The organism is Serinicoccus sp. CNJ-927, assembly GCF_001942435.1.
In the GTDB taxonomy this organism is placed as follows: Bacteria; Actinomycetota; Actinomycetes; order Actinomycetales; family Dermatophilaceae; genus Ornithinicoccus; species Ornithinicoccus marinus.
This window is the reverse complement of sequence record NZ_MKKF01000033.1, coordinates 66138-91348: the sequence shown is the minus strand read 5'-3', so window position 1 is coordinate 91348 and position 25211 is coordinate 66138. Positions and strand designations below refer to the sequence as shown.

Annotated in this window: 27 protein-coding genes; 16 read left to right on the top strand and 11 right to left on the bottom strand. The window is 74.3% G+C overall.

What is annotated here, in order from left to right; genetic code table 11:
• Positions 1–3: 3 nt before the first annotated feature.
• Positions 4–2493, top strand: a complete 2490-nt coding sequence (gene ptsP, locus BJF86_RS10050; RefSeq protein WP_075818665.1) for a phosphoenolpyruvate--protein phosphotransferase — start codon at positions 4–6, stop codon at positions 2491–2493.
• Between the two features lie 6 nt (positions 2494–2499).
• On the opposite strand, the gene BJF86_RS10045 is transcribed toward ptsP, so the two are convergent.
• Positions 2500–3132 (bottom strand): alpha-ketoglutarate-dependent dioxygenase AlkB, encoded by a 633-nt coding sequence (locus BJF86_RS10045; RefSeq protein ID WP_075818663.1) that lies wholly within the window; start codon positions 3130–3132, stop codon positions 2500–2502.
• 92 nt (positions 3133–3224) lie between these two features.
• Between BJF86_RS10045 and recO the strand changes: the two genes are divergently transcribed.
• Entirely contained in the window at positions 3225–3956 is a 732-nt protein-coding gene (recO, locus tag BJF86_RS10040) for a DNA repair protein RecO (protein WP_022925618.1), read from the top strand.
• Positions 3953–4747, top strand: coding sequence for an isoprenyl transferase (locus BJF86_RS10035; RefSeq protein WP_075818661.1), 795 nt, complete (start codon positions 3953–3955; stop codon positions 4745–4747). The genes recO and BJF86_RS10035 overlap by 4 nt, the downstream gene beginning before the upstream one ends.
• A 75-nt stretch (positions 4748–4822) precedes the next feature.
• On the opposite strand, the gene BJF86_RS18355 is transcribed toward BJF86_RS10035, so the two are convergent.
• The 6 genes from BJF86_RS18355 to BJF86_RS10000 form a co-directional block, all read right to left on the bottom strand.
• Positions 4823–6202 carry a GNAT family N-acetyltransferase gene (locus BJF86_RS18355; protein WP_202817335.1) on the bottom strand — a complete coding sequence of 460 codons (1380 nt, stop codon included), beginning with the start codon at positions 6200–6202 and terminating at the stop codon, positions 4823–4825.
• 167 nt (positions 6203–6369) lie between these two features.
• Positions 6370–6756, bottom strand: a complete 387-nt coding sequence (locus tag BJF86_RS10020) for a Fur family transcriptional regulator (protein ID WP_022925615.1) — start codon at positions 6754–6756, stop codon at positions 6370–6372.
• Positions 6753–7757, bottom strand: coding sequence for a metal ABC transporter permease (locus tag BJF86_RS10015; protein WP_075818659.1), 1005 nt, complete (start codon positions 7755–7757; stop codon positions 6753–6755). The genes BJF86_RS10020 and BJF86_RS10015 overlap by 4 nt, the downstream gene beginning before the upstream one ends.
• Positions 7754–8494 carry a metal ABC transporter ATP-binding protein gene (locus tag BJF86_RS10010; RefSeq protein ID WP_075818657.1) on the bottom strand — a complete coding sequence of 247 codons (741 nt, stop codon included), beginning with the start codon at positions 8492–8494 and terminating at the stop codon, positions 7754–7756. The genes BJF86_RS10015 and BJF86_RS10010 overlap by 4 nt, the downstream gene beginning before the upstream one ends.
• Positions 8491–9510 (bottom strand): metal ABC transporter substrate-binding protein, encoded by a 1020-nt coding sequence (locus BJF86_RS10005; protein ID WP_075818656.1) that lies wholly within the window; start codon positions 9508–9510, stop codon positions 8491–8493. Before BJF86_RS10005 ends, BJF86_RS10010 begins: the two co-directional genes overlap by 4 nt.
• 107 nt (positions 9511–9617) lie before the next feature.
• The gene (locus tag BJF86_RS10000) at positions 9618–9995 is read right to left on the bottom strand and encodes a DUF6703 family protein (protein WP_083652930.1); all 378 of its coding nucleotides are present in this window, start codon (positions 9993–9995) and stop codon (positions 9618–9620) included.
• Between the two features lie 89 nt (positions 9996–10084).
• Between BJF86_RS10000 and BJF86_RS09995 the strand changes: the two genes are divergently transcribed.
• The 3 genes from BJF86_RS09995 to BJF86_RS09985 all read left to right on the top strand — a co-directional run bounded on the left by BJF86_RS09995 (position 10085) and on the right by BJF86_RS09985 (position 12847).
• Positions 10085–11482, top strand: coding sequence for a glycine--tRNA ligase (locus BJF86_RS09995; protein WP_075815199.1), 1398 nt, complete (start codon positions 10085–10087; stop codon positions 11480–11482).
• A gap of 79 nt (positions 11483–11561) precedes the next feature.
• Positions 11562–12110, top strand: a complete 549-nt coding sequence (locus BJF86_RS09990) for a SigE family RNA polymerase sigma factor (protein WP_075818654.1) — start codon at positions 11562–11564, stop codon at positions 12108–12110.
• On the top strand, positions 12110–12847 hold the full coding sequence (locus tag BJF86_RS09985; protein WP_075818652.1) for a hypothetical protein: 738 nt from the start codon (positions 12110–12112) through the stop codon (positions 12845–12847). The genes BJF86_RS09990 and BJF86_RS09985 overlap by 1 nt, the downstream gene beginning before the upstream one ends.
• Positions 12848–12871: 24 nt before the next feature.
• On the opposite strand, the gene BJF86_RS09980 is transcribed toward BJF86_RS09985, so the two are convergent.
• Positions 12872–13483, bottom strand: a complete 612-nt coding sequence (locus BJF86_RS09980) for a LysE/ArgO family amino acid transporter (protein ID WP_075818650.1) — start codon at positions 13481–13483, stop codon at positions 12872–12874.
• Positions 13484–13565: 82 nt separating this feature from the next.
• On the opposite strand from BJF86_RS09980, the gene BJF86_RS09975 reads away from it, so the two are divergent.
• Positions 13566–14462 carry a LysR family transcriptional regulator ArgP gene (locus tag BJF86_RS09975; RefSeq protein ID WP_075818648.1) on the top strand — a complete coding sequence of 299 codons (897 nt, stop codon included), beginning with the start codon at positions 13566–13568 and terminating at the stop codon, positions 14460–14462.
• 41 nt (positions 14463–14503) lie between these two features.
• On the opposite strand, the gene BJF86_RS09970 is transcribed toward BJF86_RS09975, so the two are convergent.
• Positions 14504–15025 (bottom strand): Rieske (2Fe-2S) protein, encoded by a 522-nt coding sequence (locus BJF86_RS09970; RefSeq protein ID WP_075818646.1) that lies wholly within the window; start codon positions 15023–15025, stop codon positions 14504–14506.
• A 125-nt stretch (positions 15026–15150) separates the two neighbouring features.
• Here BJF86_RS09970 and dusB point away from each other — a divergent pair, with 125 nt between their 5' ends.
• Positions 15151–16365 (top strand): tRNA dihydrouridine synthase DusB, encoded by a 1215-nt coding sequence (dusB, locus tag BJF86_RS09965; protein WP_075818644.1) that lies wholly within the window; start codon positions 15151–15153, stop codon positions 16363–16365.
• A gap of 47 nt (positions 16366–16412) precedes the next feature.
• Positions 16413–16937: a type 1 glutamine amidotransferase domain-containing protein gene (locus BJF86_RS09960; RefSeq protein ID WP_075818642.1), complete on the top strand. Its 525-nt coding sequence runs from the start codon at positions 16413–16415 to the stop codon at positions 16935–16937.
• On the opposite strand, the gene BJF86_RS09955 is transcribed toward BJF86_RS09960, so the two are convergent.
• Together BJF86_RS09955 and BJF86_RS09950 are read right to left on the bottom strand one after the other, a co-directional pair.
• Positions 16938–17789, bottom strand: a complete 852-nt coding sequence (locus tag BJF86_RS09955) for a sulfurtransferase (protein WP_075818640.1) — start codon at positions 17787–17789, stop codon at positions 16938–16940.
• The gene (locus tag BJF86_RS09950) at positions 17786–19033 is read right to left on the bottom strand and encodes an aspartate aminotransferase family protein (RefSeq protein ID WP_075818638.1); all 1248 of its coding nucleotides are present in this window, start codon (positions 19031–19033) and stop codon (positions 17786–17788) included. Before BJF86_RS09950 ends, BJF86_RS09955 begins: the two co-directional genes overlap by 4 nt.
• Before the next feature lie 60 nt (positions 19034–19093).
• On the opposite strand from BJF86_RS09950, the gene BJF86_RS09945 reads away from it, so the two are divergent.
• From BJF86_RS09945 to BJF86_RS09915, 7 genes are read left to right on the top strand one after another with little or no spacing between them, the layout of a single operon-like run.
• Positions 19094–19366 (top strand): DUF2277 domain-containing protein, encoded by a 273-nt coding sequence (locus BJF86_RS09945; protein WP_075818896.1) that lies wholly within the window; start codon positions 19094–19096, stop codon positions 19364–19366.
• The gene (locus tag BJF86_RS09940; protein WP_075818637.1) at positions 19366–19899 is read left to right on the top strand and encodes a hypothetical protein; all 534 of its coding nucleotides are present in this window, start codon (positions 19366–19368) and stop codon (positions 19897–19899) included. Before BJF86_RS09945 ends, BJF86_RS09940 begins: the two co-directional genes overlap by 1 nt.
• A gap of 23 nt (positions 19900–19922) precedes the next feature.
• Positions 19923–21200, top strand: a complete 1278-nt coding sequence (locus tag BJF86_RS09935) for a deoxyguanosinetriphosphate triphosphohydrolase (protein WP_075818635.1) — start codon at positions 19923–19925, stop codon at positions 21198–21200.
• Positions 21197–21991 (top strand): nitronate monooxygenase, encoded by a 795-nt coding sequence (locus BJF86_RS09930; protein WP_075818633.1) that lies wholly within the window; start codon positions 21197–21199, stop codon positions 21989–21991. Before BJF86_RS09935 ends, BJF86_RS09930 begins: the two co-directional genes overlap by 4 nt.
• Positions 21988–23118, top strand: coding sequence for a hypothetical protein (locus BJF86_RS09925; RefSeq protein ID WP_075818631.1), 1131 nt, complete (start codon positions 21988–21990; stop codon positions 23116–23118). Before BJF86_RS09930 ends, BJF86_RS09925 begins: the two co-directional genes overlap by 4 nt.
• A 54-nt stretch (positions 23119–23172) precedes the next feature.
• Positions 23173–23682, top strand: coding sequence for a SigE family RNA polymerase sigma factor (locus tag BJF86_RS09920; RefSeq protein ID WP_022925598.1), 510 nt, complete (start codon positions 23173–23175; stop codon positions 23680–23682).
• On the top strand, positions 23679–25169 hold the full coding sequence (locus BJF86_RS09915; protein WP_075818630.1) for a hypothetical protein: 1491 nt from the start codon (positions 23679–23681) through the stop codon (positions 25167–25169). The genes BJF86_RS09920 and BJF86_RS09915 overlap by 4 nt, the downstream gene beginning before the upstream one ends.
• Positions 25170–25211 lie beyond the last annotated feature (42 nt).

Below are 25211 nucleotides of genomic sequence, written 5' to 3'. Positions count from 1 at the left end.
CCGATGATCTCGCTGGTCGTCGTCTCGCACAGCCGCCCCCTGGCACGGGCGGCGGCGGCGCTCGCCGCCGAGATGAGCTCCGCCGAGGGGCCCGCCGTCGAGGTCGCCGCCGGGCTGGACGAGGACACGACCGGCACCGACGCCCTCGCCATCTCCGAGGCAGTCACCCGTGCCGACGCCGCGAGCGGCGGCGAGGGCGTGCTCGTCCTGCTCGACCTCGGCAGCGCGGTGCTGTCCGGCGAGATGGCCCTGGAGATGCTCGAGCCCGAGGTGGCCGAGCGGGTGCGGCTCAGCGCCGCGCCGCTCGTCGAGGGGCTCATCGCCGCCGTGGTCGCCGCCGGCACCGGGGCGGACCTCGACGCCTGCGCCGCCGAGGCGGTCCGAGGTCTGGACGCGAAGCGCACCCACCTCGGCGAGCCCGGCGCGGCGGATCAGACGCCGGGCGACGCCCAGGGCGAGGCCGCGGACGACCCCTGCGAGTGGGACTGCATCGAGGTGTCGGTGACCGGTGAGCACGGGCTCCACGCCCGCCCGGCCGCACGGCTCGTCACGACGGCCGGAACCGTGTCGCCGGGGACCCGGGTGCGGGTGCGCAACCAGACCATCGGCACCGGGCCGGTCGACGCGCTCAGCCTGAGCGGGGTGGCGACGCTCGGGGCCCAGCAAGGACACGTGCTGCGGGTGGAGGCCACCGGCGAAGAGGCCGAGCAGGTCCTCGCGCGGATCGCCGAGCTCGCCCGCACCGCCTTCGGGGACGAGCCCGGACCCGCCGAGCCGATGGCCGATGTGGAGACGCCGGCCCCGGCGGTCTCCGAGGAGCCGGGGGTGGCCGGGTCCGGGCTGGAGGCGGCCATGGGGCCGGCCGTGCTCGACCAGACCGTGCCGGAGCCGCGGGACCTGGAGACGGGATCTCCCGCGGAGGAGCGGGGGCGGCTGGGCGAGTCCGTGGACGAGGCACTCGAGCGGCTGCGCGAGCTGGCGGCCCACGCCAGGCGCCACCTGGGCCAGGGACAGGCGGAAGTCTTCGACGCGCACGCGACCCTGCTGCGCGACCCCGAGCTGAGCGCGGACGCCGACCGGCGCATCGGGGAGGGCCGTCCGGCAGCGCTGGCCTGGCAAAACGCGGTCGACGCCGTGGCGAAGAGGTTCGAGCGGCTGCCGGACGCCTACCTGCAGGAGCGGGCGCAGGACGTGCGGAGCATCGGGGAGCGCGTGATGCGTCTCCTGCTGGGGGTCACCGAGCCCGAGTCGCTGGGCGAGGGGATCCTCGTCGTCGACGAGCTGGATCCCGCACTCGCCATCTCGCTGGACGCGGGCCAGATCCAGGGGGTGGTGACCCGACGTGGGGGCGGGCTGGGTCACGGGGTGCTCATCGCGCGGGCCCGTGGCGTCCCGGTGCTCACCGGGGTGGGGGACCGGGCGGACGTGACAGCGGGCACGATGATCGCCTTCGACGTGCGCTCCGGGCGGCTCGAGCTCGACCCGCCGGCCGAGGTCCAGGCGGCCTTCGGCGACATGCTGGACCGGCGCCGCCGCGAGCGCGAGCGCGCCCTGGCCGACGCCCACCTGCCGGCCCTGACCAGGGACGGGGCCAGGGTGGCGGTGAAGGCCAACGTCTCCTCGGTGGCCACCGCCCGCCTCGGAGCGGGGCTCGGCGCGCAGGGGTCGGGGCTGGTGCGGACCGAGGCCGTCTTCGCGCAGTGGCACCGGGCGCCGACCGTCGAGCAGCAGGTGGAGGTCTACACCGCCATGGCGGAGGCCTTCGCACCGCACCCGGTGACCGTGCGCACGTGGGACGTCGGCGGCGACAAGCCGCTGGACTTCATCCCCATCGCCGAGGAGGCCAACCCCTTCCTCGGGGTCCGGGGCATCCGCGCCTTCCGTGACGACCCAGGTCTGCTGCTGGACCAGCTCGAGGCGCTGTGCCGGGTGGCGCGGACCCACCGGATCAACGTGCTCTTCCCCATGGTCACCTCGCTCGACGATGTCGACTGGTCCCGGGCCCGCCTCCAGGAGGCCGCGCGTCGCGTCGGTCTGTCCGCCCCGCCGCACCAGCTCGGGGTCGGCATCATGGTCGAGGTCCCGGCGGTCGCGGTGCGGCTCACGCGGCTCGCCCGGGGGCTGGACTTCGTCTCGATCGGCACCAACGACCTCAGCCAGTACACCCTCGCCGCGGAGCGCGGCAACCCTGCGGTGAACACATGGTCGGACGCGCTGGACCCCGCGCTGCTCCAGCTCGTGCGCTACATCTGCGACCGTGCGCCCCAGGGCGTCGTCGTCAGCGTCTGCGGAGAGCTCGCCAGCGACCCGGACGTCGCCGGGTTGCTCGTCGGCCTCGGGGTGCGCGAGCTCAGCGCCTCGCCGAGCGCGGTGCCCACCGTGAAGGCCCGGCTGCGGACCGTGTCACTGCGGGAGCTGCAGGACCTCGCCGCCGGTGCCGTCGCGGCCCGCGACGCCGCCGCGGTGCGTGAGCTCCTGCTCACCCCTCCCTGAGACCTCTCAGCGGACCCCGCGGGGGCGGAACTGGATGCTGATGCGAGGGCCCACCGGGGTGGTCGTCTTCGGCACACAGTGGTCCCAGGTGCGCTGGCACGACCCGCCCATGACGAGCAGGTCGCCGTGGCCGAGGACGTGCCGGATGCTGGCGCCGCCGCCACGCGGCCGCAGGAGCAGCGCCCGGGGTGCGCCGAGCGAGACGATCGCGACCATCGTGTCCTGGTCCTTGCTGCGCCCGATCCGGTCCCCGTGCCAGGCCACGCTGTCGCGGCCGTCGCGGTAGAGGCACATCCCGGCCGAGACGAAGGGCTCGCCGAGCTCGTCGGCATACCTCGTGCTGAGGTCGACTCGGGCCCGCTCCAGCACCGGGTCCGGGAGCCGCTCGCCCTCGCGGTAGAAGCGCAGCAGCCGTGGCGTGGTCACCTGCTTGTCCCACATCTGGCGCTCCTCCCCGTGCCACTCCACGCCCGCGGGACCGCCGAGCGTGAGCCGGGTGAAGAGCTCGTCCGCGCCGGTCAGCCACCCCGGCCGGACGTCGACCCAGGCGCCGTGGTCGAGCCGGGTGCGCCGCAGCGCCTCCAGCGGGCGGAGACCGACCTCGTCGACCTGGTCCAGCAGCGAACCCTGCAGCATCATCCCCTCAGTATAGAACACGTGTTCGATCTGCGCCAGGGATCAGGCGGTGTGCCGCGCCGCCGGCCGCCGGGGCCGTGGTGGGACACTGGGGTATGCCCACCTACCGTGACGCCGCGATCGTGCTGCGCACCTACAAGCTGGGCGAGGCCGACCGGATCGTCATCCTGCTCGGACGCACCCGGGGCCGCATCCGTGCCGTCGCCAAGGGCGTCCGGCGCACGTCGAGCAAGTTCGGCGCGCGGCTCGAGCCGGGGATGGTCGTCGACGTGCAGTGCTACGAGGGCCGCAGCCTGGACACCATCACCCAGGCCGACGGGCTGGCGCCCTACGGCGACACGATCTCCCGCGACTACCCCTCCTGGACCGCGGCCAGCGTCATGCTGGAGACCTGCGAGCAGCTGACCGAGGAGGGCACGCCCGCGCTGCAGCACTTCCGGCTGCTCGCCGGTGGGCTCGCCGCGCTCGCGGGGGGCGAGCACGACCCACGCCTCGTGCTCGACTCCTACCTGCTGCGTGCGCTGGCGATCGCCGGGTGGCGCGCCAGCTTCGCCGACTGCGCCCGCTGCGGCATGACCGGTCCGCACCGCGCCTTCCACGTGCCCTCGGGCGGGGTCGTGTGCCCGGTCTGCCGGCCACCGGGGTCCACCGCCCCGGCTCCGGAGACCCTCGCCCTGCTGGGGGCACTGTTCACCAGCGACTGGACCGTCGCCGACGCCAGCCAGAGCAGGCACCGGGGCGAGGCGAGCGGGCTGGTCGCGGCATACCTGCAGTGGCACCTGGAGCGCGGCGTGCGCTCGCTGCGCCACCTGGAGCGGACCCCGTGAGCACGCGGGAGCCGCGGCGGCCCTTCCCGCACCCGTCGGGCGCGACACCGCCCCCCGTCCCGCGCGACCTGGTGCCCCGGCACGTGGCGGTCGTCATGGACGGCAACGGGAGGTGGGCCAACCAGCGCGGCCTCAAGCGCACCCAGGGGCACGAGGCCGGGGAGGCCGCGCTGCTCGACGTCATCGCCGGGGCCATCGAGATCGGCGTCACCTGCATCAGCGCCTACGCCTTCTCCACCGAGAACTGGCGCCGCAGCCCCGACGAGGTGCGCTTCCTCATGGGCTTCAACCGCGCCGTCATCCACCGGCGCCGCGAGGAGCTCGACTCCTGGGGGGTGCGCGTCCTCTGGTCCGGTCGACGGCCGCGGCTGTGGCGCTCGGTCATCTCCGAGCTGGAGTCGGCGGAGCGGCAGACGCGCGACAACGACGTCATCACGCTCAACTTCTGCGTCAACTACGGCGGGCGGGCCGAGCTCGGCGACGCGGTCCGCAGGATCGGCGAGGACGTCAAGGCCGGCAGGCTCTCGCCGCGCGGCATCGACGAGCGCACGATCGGCCGCTACCTCTACCACCCCGAGGTCCCCGACGTGGACCTCTTCCTGCGCAGCTCCGGCGAGCAGCGCACCTCCAACTTCCTGCTGTGGCAGAGCGCCTACGCCGAGATGGTCTTCCAGGACGTGCTCTGGCCGGACTACGACCGGCGCGACCTCTGGGGCGCGATCGAGCAGTATGCCTCGCGCGACCGGCGTTACGGCGGCGCGGTGGACGCCCCCGGCGACTCGGGGTCCTGATCCGCGCGGCCCGGGGAGATGCGGGGAGGTCGGAGGGCCGGAGGTGGACCGGGGATCCCTCGGCGGGAAGAGGTTTCAGGTCCTCCGGGCGAGGACCAGGTGCTCGGGGGAGTCGGGCGCCGCGGGGGAGCCGTCCCAGTCACCGGTGACCTCGACCACCTCGAAGCCGGCCCGGGTGAGCGACGCCTCCAGCTCGCCGCGGGTGCGGAAGCGCAGGCTCTCGGGATAGGCGAGGTGGGCCGTCGGCAGGACCGTGTGCCCGGTGTGCGTGACGACCGGACCCCGCGGCTCGCCGCCGACCTCGCCGGGCACCTCATCCACCCGCTCGACCTGCACCCACGCCGTCACCTCGCCACCGTCCGGATGCTGGTATGTCGTCCGCGTCGCCTCAGGGGTCCACCGCTCCCAGGCGCGTGCCGCCGGGTTCCGGGAGTCGAAGGCGATGTGACCTCCGGGCACGAGGTGCCGGTGCAGGTGCCCGAGCACCTCGTCCCAGCCCTCGTCCGTGGTGAAGTACTGCGCGACGTGGGCCGTCATGACGACGAGGTCGGCAGCCCCGTCCAGGAGAGCGTCGGCATACCCGTGGATCCAGAAGACCGCCTCGGCGCCGGGCTTGGCCCGCGCGACGTCCAGGCTGGCCCGCGCGGGCTCCAGCCCGGTGACCTCGTGCCCGTCCCGCGCCAGCGCGATCGTCAGCGTCCCCGTGCCGCACCCCACGTCGGTGACGCGGCGGGCACCGACGCGTGCCGCGAGGGCGCGGAACCAGTCGTGGTCCCACCTGCCGGAGTTCTCCAGGTCGTAGAGCGCGGCGAGCCGCGGGTCCTCCGGCCACGCGGTCACGTCGAGGCGGCGCAGGTAGCGGCGGCACTGGTGCACCCGGGCGAAGCGCTCCCGCCAGGGCTGCGGGTCCTCGTCCGGCCCGTGGAAGAAGCCCTTGACCGGCGCGCCGAGGTCGAAGGGCGCCTCGAAGCCCTCCTCGCCGTGCGCGTCCGCGTGCTGCTCGTCGCCGCCGCGGTAGATGTGCAGGTAGGTCTCGTCGGCGACGAAGCCGTGCGCGGCATACCAGGAGGTGGCCTCCGGGTCCTCGCGCGTCCAGGCGTCGATCCAGGCGAGGTCGCGCCCCCGCAGCCGGTCCAGCGCCTCGTCCAGGAGCGCCCCGGCGACGCCCTCGCGCTGGTGGTCGGGGTGGACGGCGACGGTGTCGATGGTGGCGACCGATGAGCCCTCGTCCTCCCACAGCTCGACGTCGAGGATGCCGACGACCTCCTCGGGGCCGGGGGTCGTCATCCCCGCCGGCTTGGGTGACACCGCGACCAGCTGCAGGGACTCGCCCTCGAAGACCGTCCGGTGCGTCTTGACGTCGTCGAAGTAGGACGAGCCGAGGAAGGACAGGGCGCGGCAGCGGAGCCAGGACGGCTCGTCGAGGTCGGCGTAGTCACGGAGGGTGAAGCCCATGGTGTCGGTGAGGCTAGGTGCCGCCGCGCGAGAGGGCAACGAGTTTCTCTCGTCCGACTGGACGCCGGTGGGTCAACGTACCGCCGGTTCGTCATCTGAGAGCCTCCTCGAACAGGCTCCGATGTGACGAACCGGCGCAGAGCTGACGAAGCGGCTTTCATTCACGGTCAGGAGCAGTCGCGGCAGGTGCCGAAGATCTCCAGCGTGTGCGCGACGTCGGTGAAGCCGTGCTCGGCGGCCACGCTGTCGGTCCACCGCTCGACGGCCGGACCCTCGACCTCGACGGTCCGCCCGCACGCGCGGCAGACGAGGTGGTGGTGGTGGCCGGTGGAGCACTTGCGGTAGACCGCCTCCCCGTCCCCGGTGCGCAGGACGTCGACGTCGCCGGCATCGGCCAGGGTGGACAGCGTGCGGTAGACCGTGGCCAGCCCGACCTTGTCGCCAGAGGCCCGCAGCGTGGCGTGCAGGTCCTGCGCGCTGGTGAAGTCCTGGGTCGAGCCCAGGGCGTCGATGACGGCGCTCTGCTGGCGGGTGGGTCGTCGTGGGCTGCTCATCGGTGCACCTCCTCCGGGTCGTCCAGGGTATGCGCGTGGTCCGCGTGCTCGTCGTAGTGGCCCTCGTGCGCCGCGTGCCGGTGGCCGTCGTGGAGGTAGTCGACGTGGTCGCCGTGGGCCACCGCCTCGTGGCCGCAGCCCGGGCCGTGCTCGTGCGGGTGCCGTTCGGCGTGCCGGTGACGGGCGGCGGCGAGGGCGCGTCGCGCCGCTCCCGCCGCGACAGCGAGGGCGAAGAGCGCGATGGCGAGCAACACGATCGTGCCGCCGGTGGCGGTGTCCGCGTAGTAGCTCGTGACCACCCCGCCGACCGACGACACCATCCCGAGCACGACACCCCACCAGGTCGCGGCCCGGAAGCTGCCGGAGACCTGCTGCGCGGCGGCGTTGGGGATGATCATGAGCGCGCTGATGAGCAGCAGCCCGATCACCCGCATGGCCACGACGATCGTGACGGCGGTGAGGACCGACAGCGTGATGTTGAGGGCGAGGACGCGCAGCCCGGCGGCGCGGGCATACTCCTCGTCGCCGGCGACCGCGAAGAGCCGCTGCCGCAGGACGGTCACGACCACGACGACGGCGGCGCAGAGCACTGCGAAGAGGCCGAGGTCGGTCCGCGTGGTCGTGGTGATGGCCCCGAAGAGGTAGCCGGTGAGGTTGGCGGTCTGGGTGCCGTCGACGCGGTTGATGATGACCACGCCGGCGGCGATGCCGCCGTAGAACATCAGCGCCAGCGCGATGTCGCCCGACGTGCGGCCGCGCGCACGGACCAGCTCGACGGCGACCCCGGCGAGGACCGCGGCCGCCAGGCCGGTCCAGACGGGTGCGCTGTCGGTGATGACGCCGATCGCGACGCCGGCGAGGGCCACGTGCCCCAGCCCGTCACCGATGAGCGACAGCCGACGCTGCACGAGGAAGATCCCCACCATCGGCGCCGCGAGCCCGACCAGGAACGCGGCGAGCAGCGCGTTGCGCATGAAGTCCAGGGCCAGCATGTCGCTCATGCCGCCCCCCGCCCCGCCGCGCGGGCCCGCCGTGCCTGGTGCTCGGCATACTCCTGCGGCGTGCCGTCGAAGGTGAGGTGACCGGTGTCGATCTCGACGATGCGGTCGACGACGCCGTGCAGGGCGGCGAGCTCGTGCGTGACGACGAGCATCGTGGTGCCGTCGCGGCCGAGGCGCTGCAGCACCCCGGCGAGCACGGTCTGGCTGGCGCGGTCGACGCCCGCGGTGGGCTCGTCCAGGACGACGACCTCGGGGCGCGCCACGAGGGCGCGGGCGATGAGGACCCGCCGCTGCTGCCCGCCGGAGAGGGTCGCCACGTCGAAGCGTGCCCGGTCCGCGAGCCCGACGGCCTCGAGCGCGCGCTCCACCGCGTCACGGTCGGCGCGGCCGGCCGCTCGCCACCAGGGCCGGGAGGCCAGCAGTCCGGTCGCGACGACCTCGGTCACGGTGGCGCGCACCCCGCCGGTGAGGGTATGCCGCTGCGGCACGTAGCCGGGCCGGGTCCGCTCGGAGAGGTGAGACAGCGGTGCGCCGAGGATCTCGACCTGCCCGCCGAGGTGCCGGGAGAGCCCCAGCAGGCCGGTGATGAGGGTGGTCTTGCCGGAGCCGTTGGGCCCGAGGACGGCGACGACCTCGCCGCGGCGGACGGTCAGGTCCACCCCGGAGACGACCGGTGTGCCGTCGTGGCCGAAGGCAGCGCCGGTCAGGGCGAGGACCGGCTCCCTCTCCCCGTTCACGAGCAGTCCAGCCCGTCGGACAACGCCTGCAGGTTGGCGCGCATGACCGCGAGGTAGTCCTGCCCGGCGGACTCCTCGGTGATGCCCTCCAGCGGGTCGAGGGTCAGCACCTGGGTGCCGGTCTCCTGCGCCACGGTGCGGGCGACCGCATCGGTGAGGATCGGCTCGGCGTAGATGGTCCGCACGTCGAGCTCCTCGACCTGCGCGGTGATCTGAGCCAGCCGGGCGGCGGACGGCTCGGCCTCGGGGGAGAGGCCGGTGATGCCGAGCTGGTGCAGGTCGTAGCGCTGGGCCAGGTAGCCGAAGGCCTCGTGCGTCGTCACGACGTCCCTGCTGGCGCAGTCCACCAGCCCGTCCGCGAACTCCTCGTCGAGGGCCGTCAGCTCGCTGACGAGGGCGGCGGCGTTGGCCTGGTAGTCCTCGGCGTGCGCCGGGTCGACCTCGGCGAACCGGTCGGCGACCGTCTCTGCCACGCGCCCGTAGCGCTCCGGGTCGAGCCAGAAGTGCGGGTCCTCCCCGCCGTGGTCGTGGCCCTCGTGCTCTTCCGCGCCGTGCTCGTCGGCCGCGTGCTCCTCGGAGTCCTCGTGCTCGTCCTCCCCGCCGCCGGCGTGCTCCGCGTGCTCCTCCTCGGTCTCGTCGAGCGCGAGCAGGTCGGCTGCCGGGGCCACGTCGAGGGCGATGTCCCCGGCCTGGCTGTCCACGGCCTCGTCGACCGCCGCCTGCAGCCCGGCGGAGTAGACCACGAGGTCGGCGCTGCCGAGCGAACCCACGTCGCGCGGGGAGAGCTCGAGGCTGTGCGGATCGACGCCGGGCGGCGTGAGCGACGTCACCGTGGCGTGGTCCGCGGCCACCCGCTCCACGAGGAACTCCACCGGGTAGACGCTCGCGACGACCTGCAGCTCACCGCTCGCGTCATCACCGCTGCTCCCGTCGGTAGCGGTCTCGGTCGCCCCGCAGCCGGACAGCACGAGGGCGAGGGTCGCGGTGAGGGCGAGTGCGGGGGTGGGACGCGGCATACCGACAGTCTCACGAGACTGAGAATGATTGTCAAAACGCCAGCGAGCCTGCGCCTCCGGGCGGAGGGCGACCGAACCACCGCGGGCCACCGGCCGCGTCCGGGTGGTCAGCGGGGGACGAGCTGGACCAAGGTGATGGCGAGGAAGAGGAGCAGGACGGCGACCCGCATGAGGCGCTCGACACGGGTCATCCGCGGCCAGGAGAGGTAGAGCAGCCAGCAGACGAAGGCCAGGGCCGAGCCGACCATGACCCACCCCAGGGGACCGCCGAGGATGCCGCCGCCGAGGATGAGCAGCAGCAGCGCGAGGAAGGGCAGCCACACCGGCAGCCGCCCCAGCACCTCCAGCGCCGGCCGGCTGGCCCGCTCGACGTGGAGCCGCACCGGCCCCGGGCCGCGGTCGTCGACCGCGGCCCCCTCGCCGTGCCTGGCCTGGCCACCCTCGCCGGGGCCGGGCGTCGGGTGCGGCTGATCGGGAGTGCTCACCGGACCAGCGTAGTCCGCGGTCGACCCACCGCGGACGGCTCGGGTGGCGTGGGCCGGACGGTCGCCCGCGGCTGCTTAGACTTGGCGGTATGGCTCCCTCCACCGTCGATACCGTCGTGTCCCTGTGCAAGCGTCGAGGCTTCGTCTTCCCCTCGGGGGACATCTACGGCGGCACACGCTCGGCCTGGGACTACGGCCCCCTCGGTGTGGCGCTGAAGGAGAACATCAAGCGCCAGTGGTGGCGCTCCATGGTCCAGACCCGCGACGACGTGGTCGGCCTAGACTCCTCGATCATCCTGCCCCGCCAGACCTGGGTGGCCTCGGGGCACGTCGGGGAGTTCTCCGACCCGCTCACCGAGTGCCAGTCCTGCCACAAGCGGTTCCGCGTCGACCACATGCAGGAGGCGGTGGCGGAGAAGGCGGCGAAGAAGGGGAAGGACGTGGACCCCGACGACGTCCCGCTGGACGACATCAGCTGCCCCAACTGCGGCAACAAGGCGTGGACCACGCCGCGCGAGTTCAACATGATGCTCAAGACCTACCTCGGGGTCATCGAGGACGAGTCGGGGCTGCACTACCTGCGACCGGAGACCGCGCAGGGCATCTTCGTCAACTTCGCCAACGTGCTCGGCACCTCGCGCAAGAAGCCGCCCTTCGGCATCGCCCAGACCGGCAAGTCCTTCCGCAACGAGATCACGCCGGGCAACTTCATCTTCCGCACCCGCGAGTTCGAGCAGATGGAGATGGAGTTCTTCGTCAAGCCCGGCGAGGACGAGGAGTGGCACCAGTACTGGATCGACGAGCGCACCCGGTGGTACACCGACCTCGGGATCGACAGCGACAACCTGCGCCACTTCGAGCACCCCGCCGAGAAGCTCTCGCACTACTCCAAGCGCACCGTCGACATCGAGTACCGCTTCAACTTCGCCGGCAGCGAGTGGGGCGAGCTCGAGGGCATCGCCAACCGCACCGACTTCGACCTGTCCACGCACGCCGAGCACTCGGGCCAGGAGCTGTCCTACTTCGACCAGGCCAGCGGCGAGCGCTACGTCCCCTACGTCATCGAGCCGGCAGCCGGCCTGTCCCGCTCGCTCATGACCTTCCTCGTGGACGCGTATGCCGAGGACGAGGCCCCGAACACCAAGGGCGGGGTCGACAAGCGCACCGTCCTGCGCCTCGACCCGCGGCTCGCGCCGGTCAAGGTGGCGGTGCTGCCGCTGTCGCGCAACGCCGACCTGACCCCCAAGGCCAAGGACCTCGCGTCGCGGCTGCGGCAGCACTGGATGGTCGACGTCGACGACGCCGGCGCGATCGGCAAGCGCTACCGCCGCCAGGACGAGATCGGCACCCCCTACTGCGTCACCGTCGACTTCGACACCCTCGAGGACCAGGCGGTCACCATCCGCGACCGGGACTCGATGGGCCAGGAGCGTGTCTCCCTGGACCAGGTCGAGTCCTACCTCGCGCAGCGGCTGATCGGCTGCTGAGCCACGGTGCCCGTGGCGTCCGCGCGAGGAGTTCACGCGCGGAGGCAACCTGCGGGCATACCTGCTGCGTCATGACCCCATGACACCGGCAGCTGGGGACACGGACCGCGAGTTCGCGGACTTCGTGCGGGCGAGGCAGCACCAGCTGGTGCGCGCGGCGCGGCTGTTCTGCGGCGACCACCACGCCGCCGAGGACCTGGTCCAGGACGCCCTGGTCAAGCTCGGCTCCCGCTGGGAGTCCGTGCGGCACGGGTCGCCGGACGCCTACGTGCGCCGCATCCTTTACCGCGACGCCGTGTCGCGCTGGCGCAAGTGGGGGCGCGAGGTGCCGTATGCCGCGCAGCCGGGGGAGCGCGACCTGCTCGACTCAACCTCGGACCGGGGCGTCGTGGACGGGTGGGTCGCCGGGGCTGACGTGCGCGAGGCGCTGGGACGGTTGCCCGCCCGGCAGCGCGCGGTCGTCGTGCTGCGCTACTTCGAGGACCTCTCGGAGGTCCAGATCGCCGAGGCGCTGGGGTGCAGCCCCGGCACGGTGAAGAGTCAGGCCAGCAAGGCGCTGGCGACGTTGCGGCAGGTGATGCCGACGCTCGGCGAGGTCGAGGTCGGCGGGGCGAGAGGAGGCCGGTGATGAACGAGGATCTCAGGCACGCCCTGGACCAGGCGGCGGGTGCGGAACCCGACCGGGACCTCACGGACGAGGCGTGGCGGCAGGGCCGGGGCGTCCGGCGTCGACGGCACGTGGCGCAGGGTGTCGGTGGGCTTGCGGCGGTCGCGGTGGTCACCGGGGTCTTCGCGCTCGGCGGCGGGTTCACCCCACCCGAGGCCGGCGTCGGCCCGGCGCTGCCCACCGTCGAGGACGACGCGGCGGCGAGCGCCCCGGTGCAGACCGACGCGCTGCCCACCGGGGAGCCGACGGCCACGAGCACCACGACGGCACCCGCACCGAGCCCACCGCCGTCCTCCGCGCCACCGCCCAGCGACCCGCCGGAGGTCACGTGCTCGGCGACCGGCCTGAGTGGCACAGTGGTGGCGGGTGATGCACCGGCGGCTGTCGTGCAACGCGCGCAGGCTCTGCTCGACGCGGCGGTGGCCTGCGACCGCGACGTCCTCGTGCAGGCCGCGACCGCGGACGAGACCATGCTGAGCTTCGGCCTGGTCACGCCGCAGGAAGTCTTCGTCCTGCCGGAGCCCGGGGGCTGGAGCAGGTATGCCCTGCTCGTCCAGACCCTGACGGCGCGAGCGCCCGTCGTCCAGGAGGGCGGTGGTGGGACCTGGTACGAGTGGTACCTGACCGACGAACCCACGGGGTGGCGTGTCGGCATCAGCACGGACGGGTCGTGGGACTGGTTCCTCGCCGGTGACTGATCGCGTCCTCGGCCTGTGGGCTGCTCAGCCGGTGATGAGCGCCACGCCGATGGCCAGCATGACGAGCGCGATGAGCCCGTCGAGGACCTGCCAGGAGCGGGGCCGGGACAGCAGCGGGGCGAGGACGCGCGAGCCGAAGCCGAGCAGGCCGAACCACAGGCCGCTCGCGGCGACCAGACCGGCGTAGTACCACCACCGCCCGTCCGGGCCGTGGGTGTTGGCGATCGAGCCCAGGACGATGACGTCGAGGTAGAGGTGCGGGTTGAGCCAGGTCAGGGCGGCCATCGTCGTGAGCGCCCGGCGCAGCGAGAGCTGGCCACCGCCCGCGCCCGCGACCAGCCCGGCCCCGGGCCGCAGGGCGCGCCACCCGACGTGGAGGCCGTAGCCGATGACGAAGATCCCGCCGCCCCATCGGGCGATGTCGAGGAAGGCCGGCCACTCCTGCACGGCCGCACCGACACCGAGGACCGCCAGGCCGATGAGGACGACGTCCGATGCGGCGCAGAGCACGACCAACGGGCCGACGTGCTGGCGGCGCAGGCCCTGCCGGAGCAGGTAGGCGTTCTGCGCGCCGACCGCGGCGATCAGACCGATGCCGGTGAGCAGGCCGGTGGCGATGAGCGTGACGGTGTCCATGTCTCCACGCTAGGCCCGCCAGGGCCGTGCTCGTGACCAGATCACAGCAAAAGATTCTGCACAACCATTAGTCTTGCTTCACATGGACATCGATCCCGTCGGGCTGCGGACGTTGGCCTCCGTGGTGCGTGAGGGCACCTTCGACCGGGCGGCTCAGCAGCTGCACATTACTCCCTCGGCGGTCTCGCAGCGGATCCGCGCGCTGGAGTCCTCGCTGGGGCAGATCGTGCTCACCCGCACCAAGCCGGCGCGGGCCACGCCGGCCGGGGAGGTGCTCCTCAAGCTGGCCGGTCAGTGGGACCTCCTCGTCGACGAGGCGCTGGGTGAGCTCGTGCCGGAGGCGCGGGAGGCGGTATACCCGCAGGTCGCGGTCGTGGTCAACGCCGACTCGCTCGCCACCTGGCTGCTGCCGGCGCTGGCGCGGGCGCAGCGGGAGCTCGGGGTCGTGCTGGAGCTGGTGCGCGAGGACGAGGAGCACGCCTCGGAGCGGGTCCGGGCGGGCAGCGCGCTGGCGGCGGTGACCGCCGACCCGCGCCCGGTCACCGGCTGCAGGCTGGAGCGGCTCGGTGCGATGCGCTACGTCGCGGCCTGCAGCCCGGACTTCCACGCCCGCTGGTTCGCCGACGGGCCGCGGGCCTCCGCGCTCGACGCCGCGCCGATCGTGCGCTTCGACCACAAGGACACGATGCAGCACCGGGTCGCCCGGCGGTGGGCCCGCCGCGGCATCGACCCGCCGGCCCACGTCATCGCGTCGAGCCGGGAGTTCGCCGAGGCGGTGCGCCTCGGGATGGGGTGGGGGCTGATCCCCATGGAGTGGGCCCGGGACTGGCTCGAGGACGGCGACCTGGTGCCGCTCGGATCTCGGGCCGAGCACGACGTGCCGCTGCACTGGCTGAGCTCACGGTTGCCCTCACGCACCCTGGACGTGCTGACCCGGTGCGTGACGGCGCGGGCCGCGGCCACCCTGGTCCAGCGCTGACCGTCCGACGCCGCGATTCCCGGTGGCCGCCCGGCGGGCTCTCAGCCGGTGATCGAACCGTCCTCGCCGACGCTCACCGTGACCTCCGGGAGCGCCGCCGCGGCCGGGCCGGCGAGCGGCGCGCCGCTGCTCAGGTCGAAGGTGGAGCCGTGGCAGGGGCAGCTCAGCTCGCCCTCGCCGGGCTCGACGGTGCAGCCCTGGTGGGTGCACACGGTCGAGAAGGCGTGGATCTCGCCCTCGGTCGGCTGCGTGAGGAGCACCGCTTCTCCGGCAGCGGTCGTCGCCGCCAGGGCACCGCCGACCGGCACGTCGGAGACGTTCGCGATCGCCTCGGCAGCCGCCTCGGAGGTCTCCCCGGCCTCCGCCGAGGTGGTCCCGGAGGGCGTGTCCTCACCGGTGCCGTCGGCTCCCGGCGTCCCCGAGCCGGTGGACCCGGTCTCCGGCCCCGAGCAGGCCGCGAGCGTGGCGACGCCGGCCGCACCCCCGACCGCCAGCACGGCGCGCCGGGTGAGGCACGGGTGGTCGTGACCGCACCGCGGCCCGGTCGGCTGCCTCGTGGTCATGCCGACACTCAACCGGGCGAACCTGTTGAAGCGCTGTGCGCAGGCCCCGTGGTGACGGTGGTCGTGCTGGCGGAGGCGATGACGCGTGCCCGCCGTCGGTCGGGCGATGGGACAATGGGCTCGCCATGACGATCACCGCCCCTGCCCTCCCGCCGCTGCAGATCGGCCCGCACACCATCGACTCGCCCGTGGTGCTGGCACCGATGGCCGGCATCACCAACCGGGCGTTCCGTCAGCTCTGCCGGGAGTACGGCGACCAGGGGCTCGCCGCTGCCGGGTCACCCGACCGGCCCACCCTGTCCGGCTCCGGGTGCCTCTACGTCAGCGAGATGATCACCTCCCGCGCCCTGGTCGAGCGCACCCCGATCTCGATGAAGCTGATCGAGCACGGCGAGGCGGAGACGCCCCGCTCGATCCAGCTCTACGGCGTCGACCCCGGCACCGTCGGGGCCGCGGTGCGGATGCTCGCGGAGGAGGACCGGGCCGACCACGTCGACCTCAACTTCGGGTGTCCGGTGCCCAAGGTGACCCGCAAGGGCGGGGGAGCGGCGCTGCCGTGGAAGGCCGACCTTTTCCGCGGGATCGTCCGCGCCGCAGTGCGCGAGGCGGCGCCGGCGGGCATACCGGTCACCGTCAAGATGCGCGTCGGCATCGACGCCGACCACGAGACCTTCCTCGACGCCGGACGCACCGCCGAGCAGGAGGGCGCGGCCGCGGTGGCGCTCCACGCCCGCACCGCCGCGCAGGCCTACTCCGGGCAGGCGGACTGGTCCCGGATCGCCGAGCTCAAGCAGGCCGTCACCTCGATCCCGGTGCTCGGCAACGGCGACATCTGGTCGGCTGACGACGCCCTGGCGATGGTCGAGCAGACCGGCTGCGACGGCGTGGTCGTCGGGCGCGGCTGCCTGGGTCGGCCGTGGCTGTTCACCGACCTCGCGGCCGCCTTCGCCGGCTCGCGGGTGCGGGTGGAGCCCACGCTCCGGGAGGTATGCCGGGTGCTGCGCCGGCACGCCGAGCTGCTCGCGGACTTCCACGAGGACGAGGGGCGTGGCTGCCGCGAGATCCGCAAGCACATCGCGTGGTACACCAAGGGCTTCCGGGTCGGGGGCGAGCTGCGGCACCGGCTCGGGCTCGTCGACTCGCTCGCCGGCCTCGACGAGCTCATCGCCACCCTGGACCTCGACCAGCCCTGGCCGGGGGAGGCCGCCGACGGCCAGCGGGGGCGCGCCGGGTCGCCGCGCGTCGTGGCGCTGCCCGACCGGTGGCTCGAGAGCCGTGAGCTCGACGGGCTCCAGCGGGCCGAGGTCGCGCAGGCCGAGCTGTCGGTCAGCGGGGGCTGAGCGCTTCCACCCTGCGGCACGGCCGGACGGCTCCTACCGTGGGGGACATGGGACAACTTGACGGCAAGAAGGTGGCCTTCCTGGCCACGGACGGATTCGAGGACAGCGAGCTCACCAGCCCGTGGAACACCGTCGTGGAGGCGGGCGGGACCGCCCACATGCTCGCGCCGGAGGGCGGGTCGATCACCGGGAAGAACGGGCATTCTCAGGACGTGGACGCCGTCGTCGGCGACGCCGACCCCGCGGACTACGACGCGCTCGTGCTGCCCGGCGGCACCGGCAACGCCGACCACCTGCGGATGGAAACCGACGCCGTCGCCTTCGCCCGGCACTTCGGCCAGCAGGCGAAGCCCGTCGCGGTGATCTGCCACGGGGCGTGGATCCTCACCGACGCCGACGTCCTCGACGGGCGTCGGATGACGTCCTTCCCCTCGCTGCAGACCGACCTGCGCAACGCCGGGGCCACGTGGGTGGACGAAGAGGTCGTGGTCGACAGCTGGCTGGTCTCCAGCCGCACCCCGGCCGACCTGGCAGCCTTCAACCGCGAGCTGGTCCAGGCCTTCGGCTCCTGATCAGCGCTCGACCGGGCGCGAGGGGTCGCTGATCCAGTCGCTCCACGAGCCGACGTAGACCGCCGGCCGCGGGCCGACCCCGCGTGCCTCCAGGGCCAGGGCGAGGTGCGCGGCTTGCACCCCCGACCCGCAGTAGACCGCGGTGGGACGGTCGGTGCGCCCGCCTGCCCCGGTCAGTGCGGTGACGACGTGCTCGGCGTCGACGAAGCCCTGCTCACCGACCAGCGAGAGCGCCGGCAGGCTCAGCGCGCCAGGGACGTGGCCGGCGACCGGGTCGATCGTCTCATTCTCACCGCGGTAGCGGTCGGCGGGCCGGGCATCCAGCAGCTGGCCGCCCGCGGCGAGGTGCCCCTGGACCGCGTCGGCGTCGAGCAGCTCACGGCCGCCGGGTTCCACGACGACGTCGCCCGGCTCGGGCTGGACCGCGCCCCCCTCGACCGGCAGCCCGGCGGCGGTCCACGCGGCGAGCCCACCGTCGAGCACCGCCGCCCGCTCGAGGCCGTAGTAGGCCGCGACCCACCACGCCCGCGCCGCGCCCAGCCCCGGGCCGGCGTCGTAGAACACGACCGGACGGTCGGCGCGGACGCCGACGGCACGCAGCCCCTCCTGCACCCGCTCCGCCGAGGGCATCGGATGGCGGCCGCCGTGACCGTCGCCGGCGAGCGGGTCGGACAGGACGCCCTCCAGGTCGAGGAAGGCGGCCCCCGGCAGGTGCAGCTCGAGATGGGCCGCCCGGTTGGTCGCGACGCCCGCGCCGAGGCTCCAGCGCACGTCCACGAGCACCGGGCGGTCCGTCTGCGGCCCGACCCGCATGCCCTGCAGCTGCGTGGTCGTGACCAGCGGGCCGGTCATGCCGCCGCCGGCATCGCGTCCAGGGCCGCGCGCAGCGCACCGGCCAGCTCCTGCACCTGCTCGTCGGTCATGACGAAGGCGGGCGAGACCTGGATGGCACCGGCGCCGCACGCGCGGGTCGCCACCCCGTGCCCGCGCACGTCGACGGCGAAGCGCATCGCCGTCGCCGGGTCGGCGAGCTGGATCGCGGCCACGGCACCCAGGCCGGAGCGGACCTCGACGACGTGGTGGTGCCCGGCCAGCGGGGCCAGCTCACGGTGCAGGGTCTGCGCGAGCCGGTCGGCCTCGTCCAGCAGGCCTTCCCGCTCGATGAGGTCGAGGTTGGCCAGGGCCACGGCTGCCGAGGCCGCGTGCCCGGAGTAGGTGTAGCCGTGCCGGAACCAGACCCCGGCCCCCGGCCGGAAGAACGGCTCCCACACGCGGGGTGCGACGAGGACGGCGCCCATCGGGGCATACCCGCTGGTCAGCCCCTTGGCCGTGGCGACCATGTCCGGCTCCAGCCCGAGCGCAGCGCTGGCGAACCACGAGCCGCCGAAGCGGCCGTAGCCGGTGATGACCTCGTCGGCGACGAAGAGGATGTCGTGCTCGGTGCAGATCTTGCGGACCTCCGCGAGGTAGCCCTCGGGCGGGAGGTAGACCCCGCCGGCGCCGATGATCGGCTCGCAGAAGAAGGCCGCGACCCGGTCGGCGCCCACGCCCTCGATCGTCGACCGCAGGCTCTCCGCGGAGTCCCACTCGACCTGCGCGGTGTCGGGCACCAGCTCGCCGTAGCCCTCGCGGTTGCCCGGGATCCCCGCCAGTGCGGTGCCGGCGTAGTGCATCCCGTGGTAGGCCTTGGAGCGGGAGAGCAAGACCGTCTTGTCCGGCCGTCCCTGCTCGACCCAGTAGCGGCGGGCCATCTTGGCGGCCGTGTCGATGGAGTCCGAGCCGCCGGAGGTGAAGAAGATCTTGCTCCCGGCGACCGGCGCGATGCCCTCCAACCGGTCGGCGAGGGCCACCGTCGTGTCCGGGGCGTAGTCGCCGAAGGTGGAGTATGCCGCGAGGCGGCGCATCTGCTCGGCGGCGGCGTCGGCCAGCTCGCCGCGGCCGTGGCCGACGTTGGTGAACCACAGCCCCGCCGTCGCGTCGAGGTAGCGCCGGTCGTCCCGGTCGTAGACGTGGACCCCCTCGCCGCGGGTGAGGATCAGCTCGCCGGTCTGCTCGACCGCGCCCATGTCGGAGAACGGATGCCACAAGGTGCCCATGGTCCCGACCCTAGCGGCAGCACCGGACGGGGCCGCTGTGGGCGTGGCAGAGTGGGCGGCATGTGCCGCAACATCCGCCCGCTCAACAACTTCGAGCCGCCCGCCACCCGCTCCGAGGTGCAGGCCGCCGCGCTGCAGTACGTCCGCAAGGTCGGCGGCGCGAGCAAGCCCTCGCAGGCCAACGAGCAGGCCTATGCCACGGCGGTCGCCACGATCGCCGCGGCGACGCAGGACCTGCTCGACTCCCTGGTCACGTCGGCGCCGCCGAAGGACCGGGACGAGGAGGCGACCAAGGCACGGGCCCGCGCGGCCAAGCGCTACGCCTCGGCCTGATGGCCTCGCGGGCGGATCGGCTCCGGCACCTGCTCAACTGGGTCAACCTCTCGACGCCGCTCGGTCTCGGCGTCGCCGCCGCGGGTGGTGCCCGGGTCCGTCGTGGTCCCTCCCGGTGCTACCTCGCCGACCACTACCGCTGGTCCTTCCCGGTGGCCGGCGCGTTCACCGTCGGTGACGTCGTCATCAGCCGGCACGACCTCGACGCGCTGCGGGCGCTGCGGCCGGGGCTGCTCGACCACGAGCTGGCGCACAGCCGACAGTGGGCCGCCTGCCTCGGACTGCCCTTCCTGCCGCTCTACCTCGCCTCGATGGGGTGGTCCTGGCTGCGCACCGGCGACCGCGCGGCTCGCAGCGTCTTCGAGCGCCGGGCGGGGCTGGAGCGGGGCGGCTACGTCGACGTGCCCACGCGGCCGGTCGGCCCGGTGCTGGCGCAGGGCCTGCGCTCGCTGCGGGCGGCGGTCACCGGGCGCCGCGGGCTCGACGCCGGTGCCACGGTCGGCGGCGGCGGGCAGCCACGCCGCGGCGGGTGAGGCCCGCGGCATACGCTGCGGGGGTGAGCAGCGAGGGCCAGGGCGGGTATGCCGCGTCCGACCGGGAGCGGTGGCTGGCCGAGGACCCGGCGCAGAAGCGGTCCGACCGGCAGGACTTCGCCCGGGACCGGGCGCGGGTGCTGCACTCGGCGGCGTTGCGCCGGCTGGCGGCGACCACGCAGGTGGTCTCGCCGACCAGCGACGACTTCGTCCGCAACCGCCTCACCCACTCGCTGGAGGTGGCGCAGATCGGGCGGGAGTTCGGCGCGGCCCTCGGGTGCGACGCCGATGTCGTCGACACCGCGTGCCTCGCGCACGACATCGGGCACCCGCCCTTCGGCCACAACGGGGAGGCCGCGCTGGACCGGATCGCCGCGGCTGCCGGGGGCTTCGAGGGGAACGCCCAGTCGTTGCGGGTGCTCACCCGGCTGGAGGCCAAACGCAGCCACGACGACGGTCGTCCCGCCGGGCTCAACCTGACCCGGGCCAGCCTCGACGCCGCGACGAAGTACCCCTGGTCCCGTGGTGCCGGTCCCGAGGGCACGCCGCCCGGCAAGTTCGGCGTCTACCCCGACGACGCGCCCGTCTTCGCCTGGGTGCGGTCGGGGGCGCCCACGGGTGAGCCCCACCGCCGGTGCCTCGAGGCGCAGGTCATGGACTGGTCCGACGACGTCGCCTACTGCGTCCACGACGTCGAGGACGCGATCGCCTCGCGCCGCATCGACCCGCGCGCGTTGCGCTCCGCCGACGTGCAGCGGGCGGTGGCCGCGCTCGCGCACGACTGGTATGCACCCGACCTCGCCGAGGGTGCGCTCGGCGAGGCGCTGGGGGAGATCCTCGGAACCGGGTGGGTGCCGACCAGCCACACGGGCACCCGCGCCGACCTGGCGGCGCTCAAGGACATGACCTCGCGGCTCATCGGTCACTTCGTGCATACCGTCGAGCTGGCGACGCGCGAGCGCCACGGGCCCGGACCGCTCACCCGGTATGCCGCGGACCTCGTCGTCCCCGACCGGGTGCGCGCCCAGGCGGCCGCGCTCAAGGGTGTGGCGGCCCACTTCGTCATGCTCAGCGAGGAGCGGCGCAGCACCATGGAGCACCAGCAGCAGGTCGTCGCCGAGCTCGTGGAGCACTACGCGACGGACCCGGGGCGGCTGGACCCGTTGCACGCGGAGGCGGTGCGTGCCGCCGAGCAGGCGGGCGAGGACCGGGCGCGGCTGCGGGCCGTCGTCGACCAGGTGGCGAGCCTGTCCGACGCGCGGGCGCTGGCCGTCCACGCACGGATGCGGGAGGTCGCATGAGCCTCGTCGAGACCTGGGAGCGACCGGTCGTCGGCGCCCCGATGGCCGGCGGCGTGTCCAGCCCGCTGCTCGCCGCCGCGGTGAGCGACGCCGGCGGGCTCGGGATGCTCGCCGCGGGCTACCGCACGCCCGAGCAGGTGGCGGCCGACCTCGTGCACGTCCGCGACCTCACCGACCGGCCCTTCGGCGTCAACCTGTTCGTGCCGCGACCGCTGGACCGGGCCGCGCTCGAGCCGCGGGTGGACGACTTCGCCGGGCGCATCGCCGGGGAGGCGGCTGCGCTGGGGACCGAGGTGGGCCTCCCGAGCTGGCACGACACCGACCACTGGGAGGCCAAGGTGCACCTGGTGGAGACCCTGGCGCCCCCGGTCGTGTCCTGCACCTTCGGGCTGCCCGGCGCCTCGGTGGTGCAGCGGACGACGCCCGGTGACGTGCGGCGTGCCCTGGCCGCGGGCGCGGCCGGCGTGCAGGTCGGCACCGCGATCCTGCTGGCGCACGAGTCCGGGGCGTCGAGGACCTACCGGGCGGCGCTGCGGAGTCAGCATCACACCGAGCGGGTGCTCACCCGGGCCTTCACCGGCCGCGTCGCCGGTGCCGTGGCCAACGGCTGGACCCGTGAGTATGCCGATGCCCCCGCCGCCTTCCCGGTCGTGGATCAGCTGACCAAGCCGCTGCGCCGCGCGGCGGCCGAGCAGGGCGACCTCGAGCGCCTCCACGTCTGGGCCGGCTCCGGGTGGCGGGCAGCGCAGGAGCGGCCGGCCGGCGAGATCGTCCGCGAGCTGGCCGGATGACGGACCTGACGGGTCTGCTCCCGGACAGGGTGCGGCTGGGGGATCCGTCGCCGCTGGGCGGGTCGACCCGCTCCGAGGTCACCCGGCGCGAGGTGGTGCGGGGACCTGCCGCCTGGGGATCCTCGGTCGTGGTCAAGCGCTTCCTCCCGCAGCCCGAGGGCCGGTCCGCCGCGATGGGCTGGCGCCGGGAGATGGTCGGTCTCCGGCACCTGCGCGGCACCCCCGAGCTGCTCCTCGCCGACGAGGGGGCCCAGGTGCTGGTCATGGAGGACCTCGGGGCAGGGGCCACGCTCGCCGACGCGCTGCTCGGGGCGGACCCCGGGGCGGCCTGGGGGCATACCGTCGCCTGGGCGGGCACGCTCGGCGGCTCCCTGGCGGCCGGGCCGGAGTCGCTGGCCCGCGCGCGCGACGACCTCGGGGGCGCCCTGCTCGCCGAGGACCGCCGGTGGCAGGAGGACTACCCGCGGCGCGGGGTGGAGCACCTGGTCGACGTCGCCGGCCTGCGGTCCGGGCGCGCGGCGGTGGCGCAGGCATTGGACGTCGTCGACGAGCTGCGGCACGACACCGACCGGCACGTGCTGGGGCCCGGGGACGCCTGCCCGGACAACGCGGTGCTCACGCCGTCCGGGGTCCGGCTGCTGGACGTCGAGGGCGCCGGGGTGCGCCACGTGGCCTACGAGGCGGCCTACGCGGCCGAGCCCTTCAGCACCTGCTGGTGCGTCTTCACGCCGCCCGCCGGCCTGACCGAGGCCACCCTGACCGCCTTCACCCGGGAGGCGGAGCGCAGCCTGCCCGGTCTGGCCGCCGACCCCCGCTGGCCGCGGCAGGTGCGTGCGGCGGTGGCGCTCTGGGTGCTCTCCGGCACCTTGTGGCTCCTCGACGGCGCGGTCGCCGACCGCACGATGGCGCCGGAGGGCAGGACCGGCCCGGCCTTCCGGGCGCTGCTGCTGCACCGGTGGGGCTGGGTGGCGCGCGCCTGTGCCGAGGAGCTGCCGGACGTCGCGGCGCTCTGCGAGGAGGCGACGGTGTGGGCGAGGAGGTCGTGGGCGCCGGCGCGCGGCAGGCTGGAGCTGCCCGGCTACCCCGCCTTCGGCGCCGCTCGGTCGCAGCGAGATCCCGCGAACTGAACCATTCGCGGCCCTGGTGCGACATCCTGGTGTGGAGCACGAGAGGAGGCCGCGGTGCTGACGGCGGATCCAGCCTACGGCGAGTTCGTGGCGGCCCGAGGGCCGCGGCTGCGCCGTGCCGCCTACCTGCTCTGCGGTGACGTCGACCTCGCCGAGGACCTGCTGCAGGAGGCCCTCATCGCCCTCGCGGAGAAGTGGGAGAGCGTGGACAACCCGGACGGCTTCGTGCGCCGCGTCATCTACCGCAAGCGGGTCTCGTGGTGGCGCCGGACCCGTCGGGAGGTGGCGGTGGAGCGCCTGCCAGAGCGCGGTATACCTGATGGCGCCGAGGCCCGGGCGCGCGACGACGAGGTGCACGCGGCGCTGCGGACCCTGCCGCCCCGCCAGCGGGCGGCGCTCGTGCTGCGCTATTTCGAGGACCTCACCGAGGCGCAGACGGCGCAGGTCATGGGGGTGCGACCAGGCACGGTGAAGAGCCTGTCGCACCACGCCATCGCCCGGCTGCGCGAGGAGCTGGGCGCGCAGGGGCTCGGGGCGATGCAGGAGAAGGAGAGTCTGGGATGACCGACGAGGTGGACGTCCGGGGCCTGCTCGAGGGTGCGTCGAGGATCGACGGCGATGAGCGGGTCGTCCCGGACGCGCCCTGGGGCGCAGGCCGACGGCGCCGCACCCGCAAGCGCGTGGGCGGCGGGGTCGCGAGCGCGCTGGCGACCGTGGCTGCCGGTGCCCTGGTGTGGCAGACGGGCGTCCTCGGCGGCGGTGACGGGCTCGACGGGGTGGCGGCGAAGTTCCCTCCCGGCGGCACCACCTTCGTCTTCGCCGACGCCGCGACGCCGTCCGCGCAGACCCCCGACCCCGCCGCCCTGTCCGCGGTGACCCCCGTGGACGCCGGCGAGCTGACCGGCACCCGGTGGACCCTGCAGGAGGACCTGTGGCGCGGCGGGGACAGCGCCGAGGTGGTCGGGGCGGACGCCGCGACCGAGCTCGCCTTCCCGGCGGTCGGCGGTGGCTGGGGCGTCTCGGTGGAGCGCTGCGGCCAGGCCATGGCCACGGGTGCCCTGCAGCTCGAGCCGGACGGCGCCTTCGCACCGCAGGAGCTCATGACCACCGACCTCGGCTGCCCGGCGCAGGTGCAGGCGGCGGAGGACTTCTGGATGGAGGCGCTCGCCGGCGGTGGTTCGCTGCACCGGCTCGGCGGCGAGCAGGCGGGACTGCTGCTGCTCACGGTGGTCGCGCCCACGACCGACGAGCCGGTGGCCGCCACGACGCCCGAGCCGACCGGCCCCGACCCCGTGCGTACGGACTCCACCAGCCCTGACCCCGACCCGACCGGTGCGGAGCCCGACCCCACCGGCGCAGCGCAGGAGCCGGACCCGCCCGGGCCCAGCTCGGTGGAGCCGACGGAGGACCCCGAGGACCCAGCGGACCCCGTCCAGGAGCCGGAGCCGTCGGCGCAGGAACCGTCGCCGCAGGAGACCGAGCCCGTCGCCCCGGTCCCCGTCCCCGGGCCGAAGCCTCCCGTCGTCGACCCGGGCACCGGGGTCGACCCGGGCGGCGGGGCAGGGCCCGAGCTCCCGTGGACCGACCCCGTCGTGCGGACCGAGGGCGGGGGAGGCGTGGCCGCCGGCGGCGCGCTCTACGCCCCGTCGGTGCGGGCCGGTCGCCACGACGGCTTCGACCGCGTCGTCGTGGACCTCACCGGGGCGGGCCCGACGACCGGTCCGGGCTGGGTGGCGTCCTACGAGGCCTCGCCGACCCGCGGCGGGTCAGGTCTGCCGGCGGGGGTGGCGGGGGACAGCGTGATACAGCTCGTGATCGCGGGCATGGCCTACCCGGCCGAGGGAGACCCGGTCTACGACGGCGGTGACTACGGTCTCGACACCCACTCCCTGGGTGCCGTGGTCGAGGTCATCCGCACCACACCCTTCGAGGGGCAGCTCCAGGTGTTCGTCGGCATGCACGGTGAGCCCCGGCCCTACCGGGTCTTCACCCTCGGCGACCCGTTGCGCCTCGTCGTCGATGTCGACACCGGGGCGGCGGCGACCCCCTGACTGCTCCGAGCCTCGTCGCCAGGCGGGTATGCCGAGGCCCGG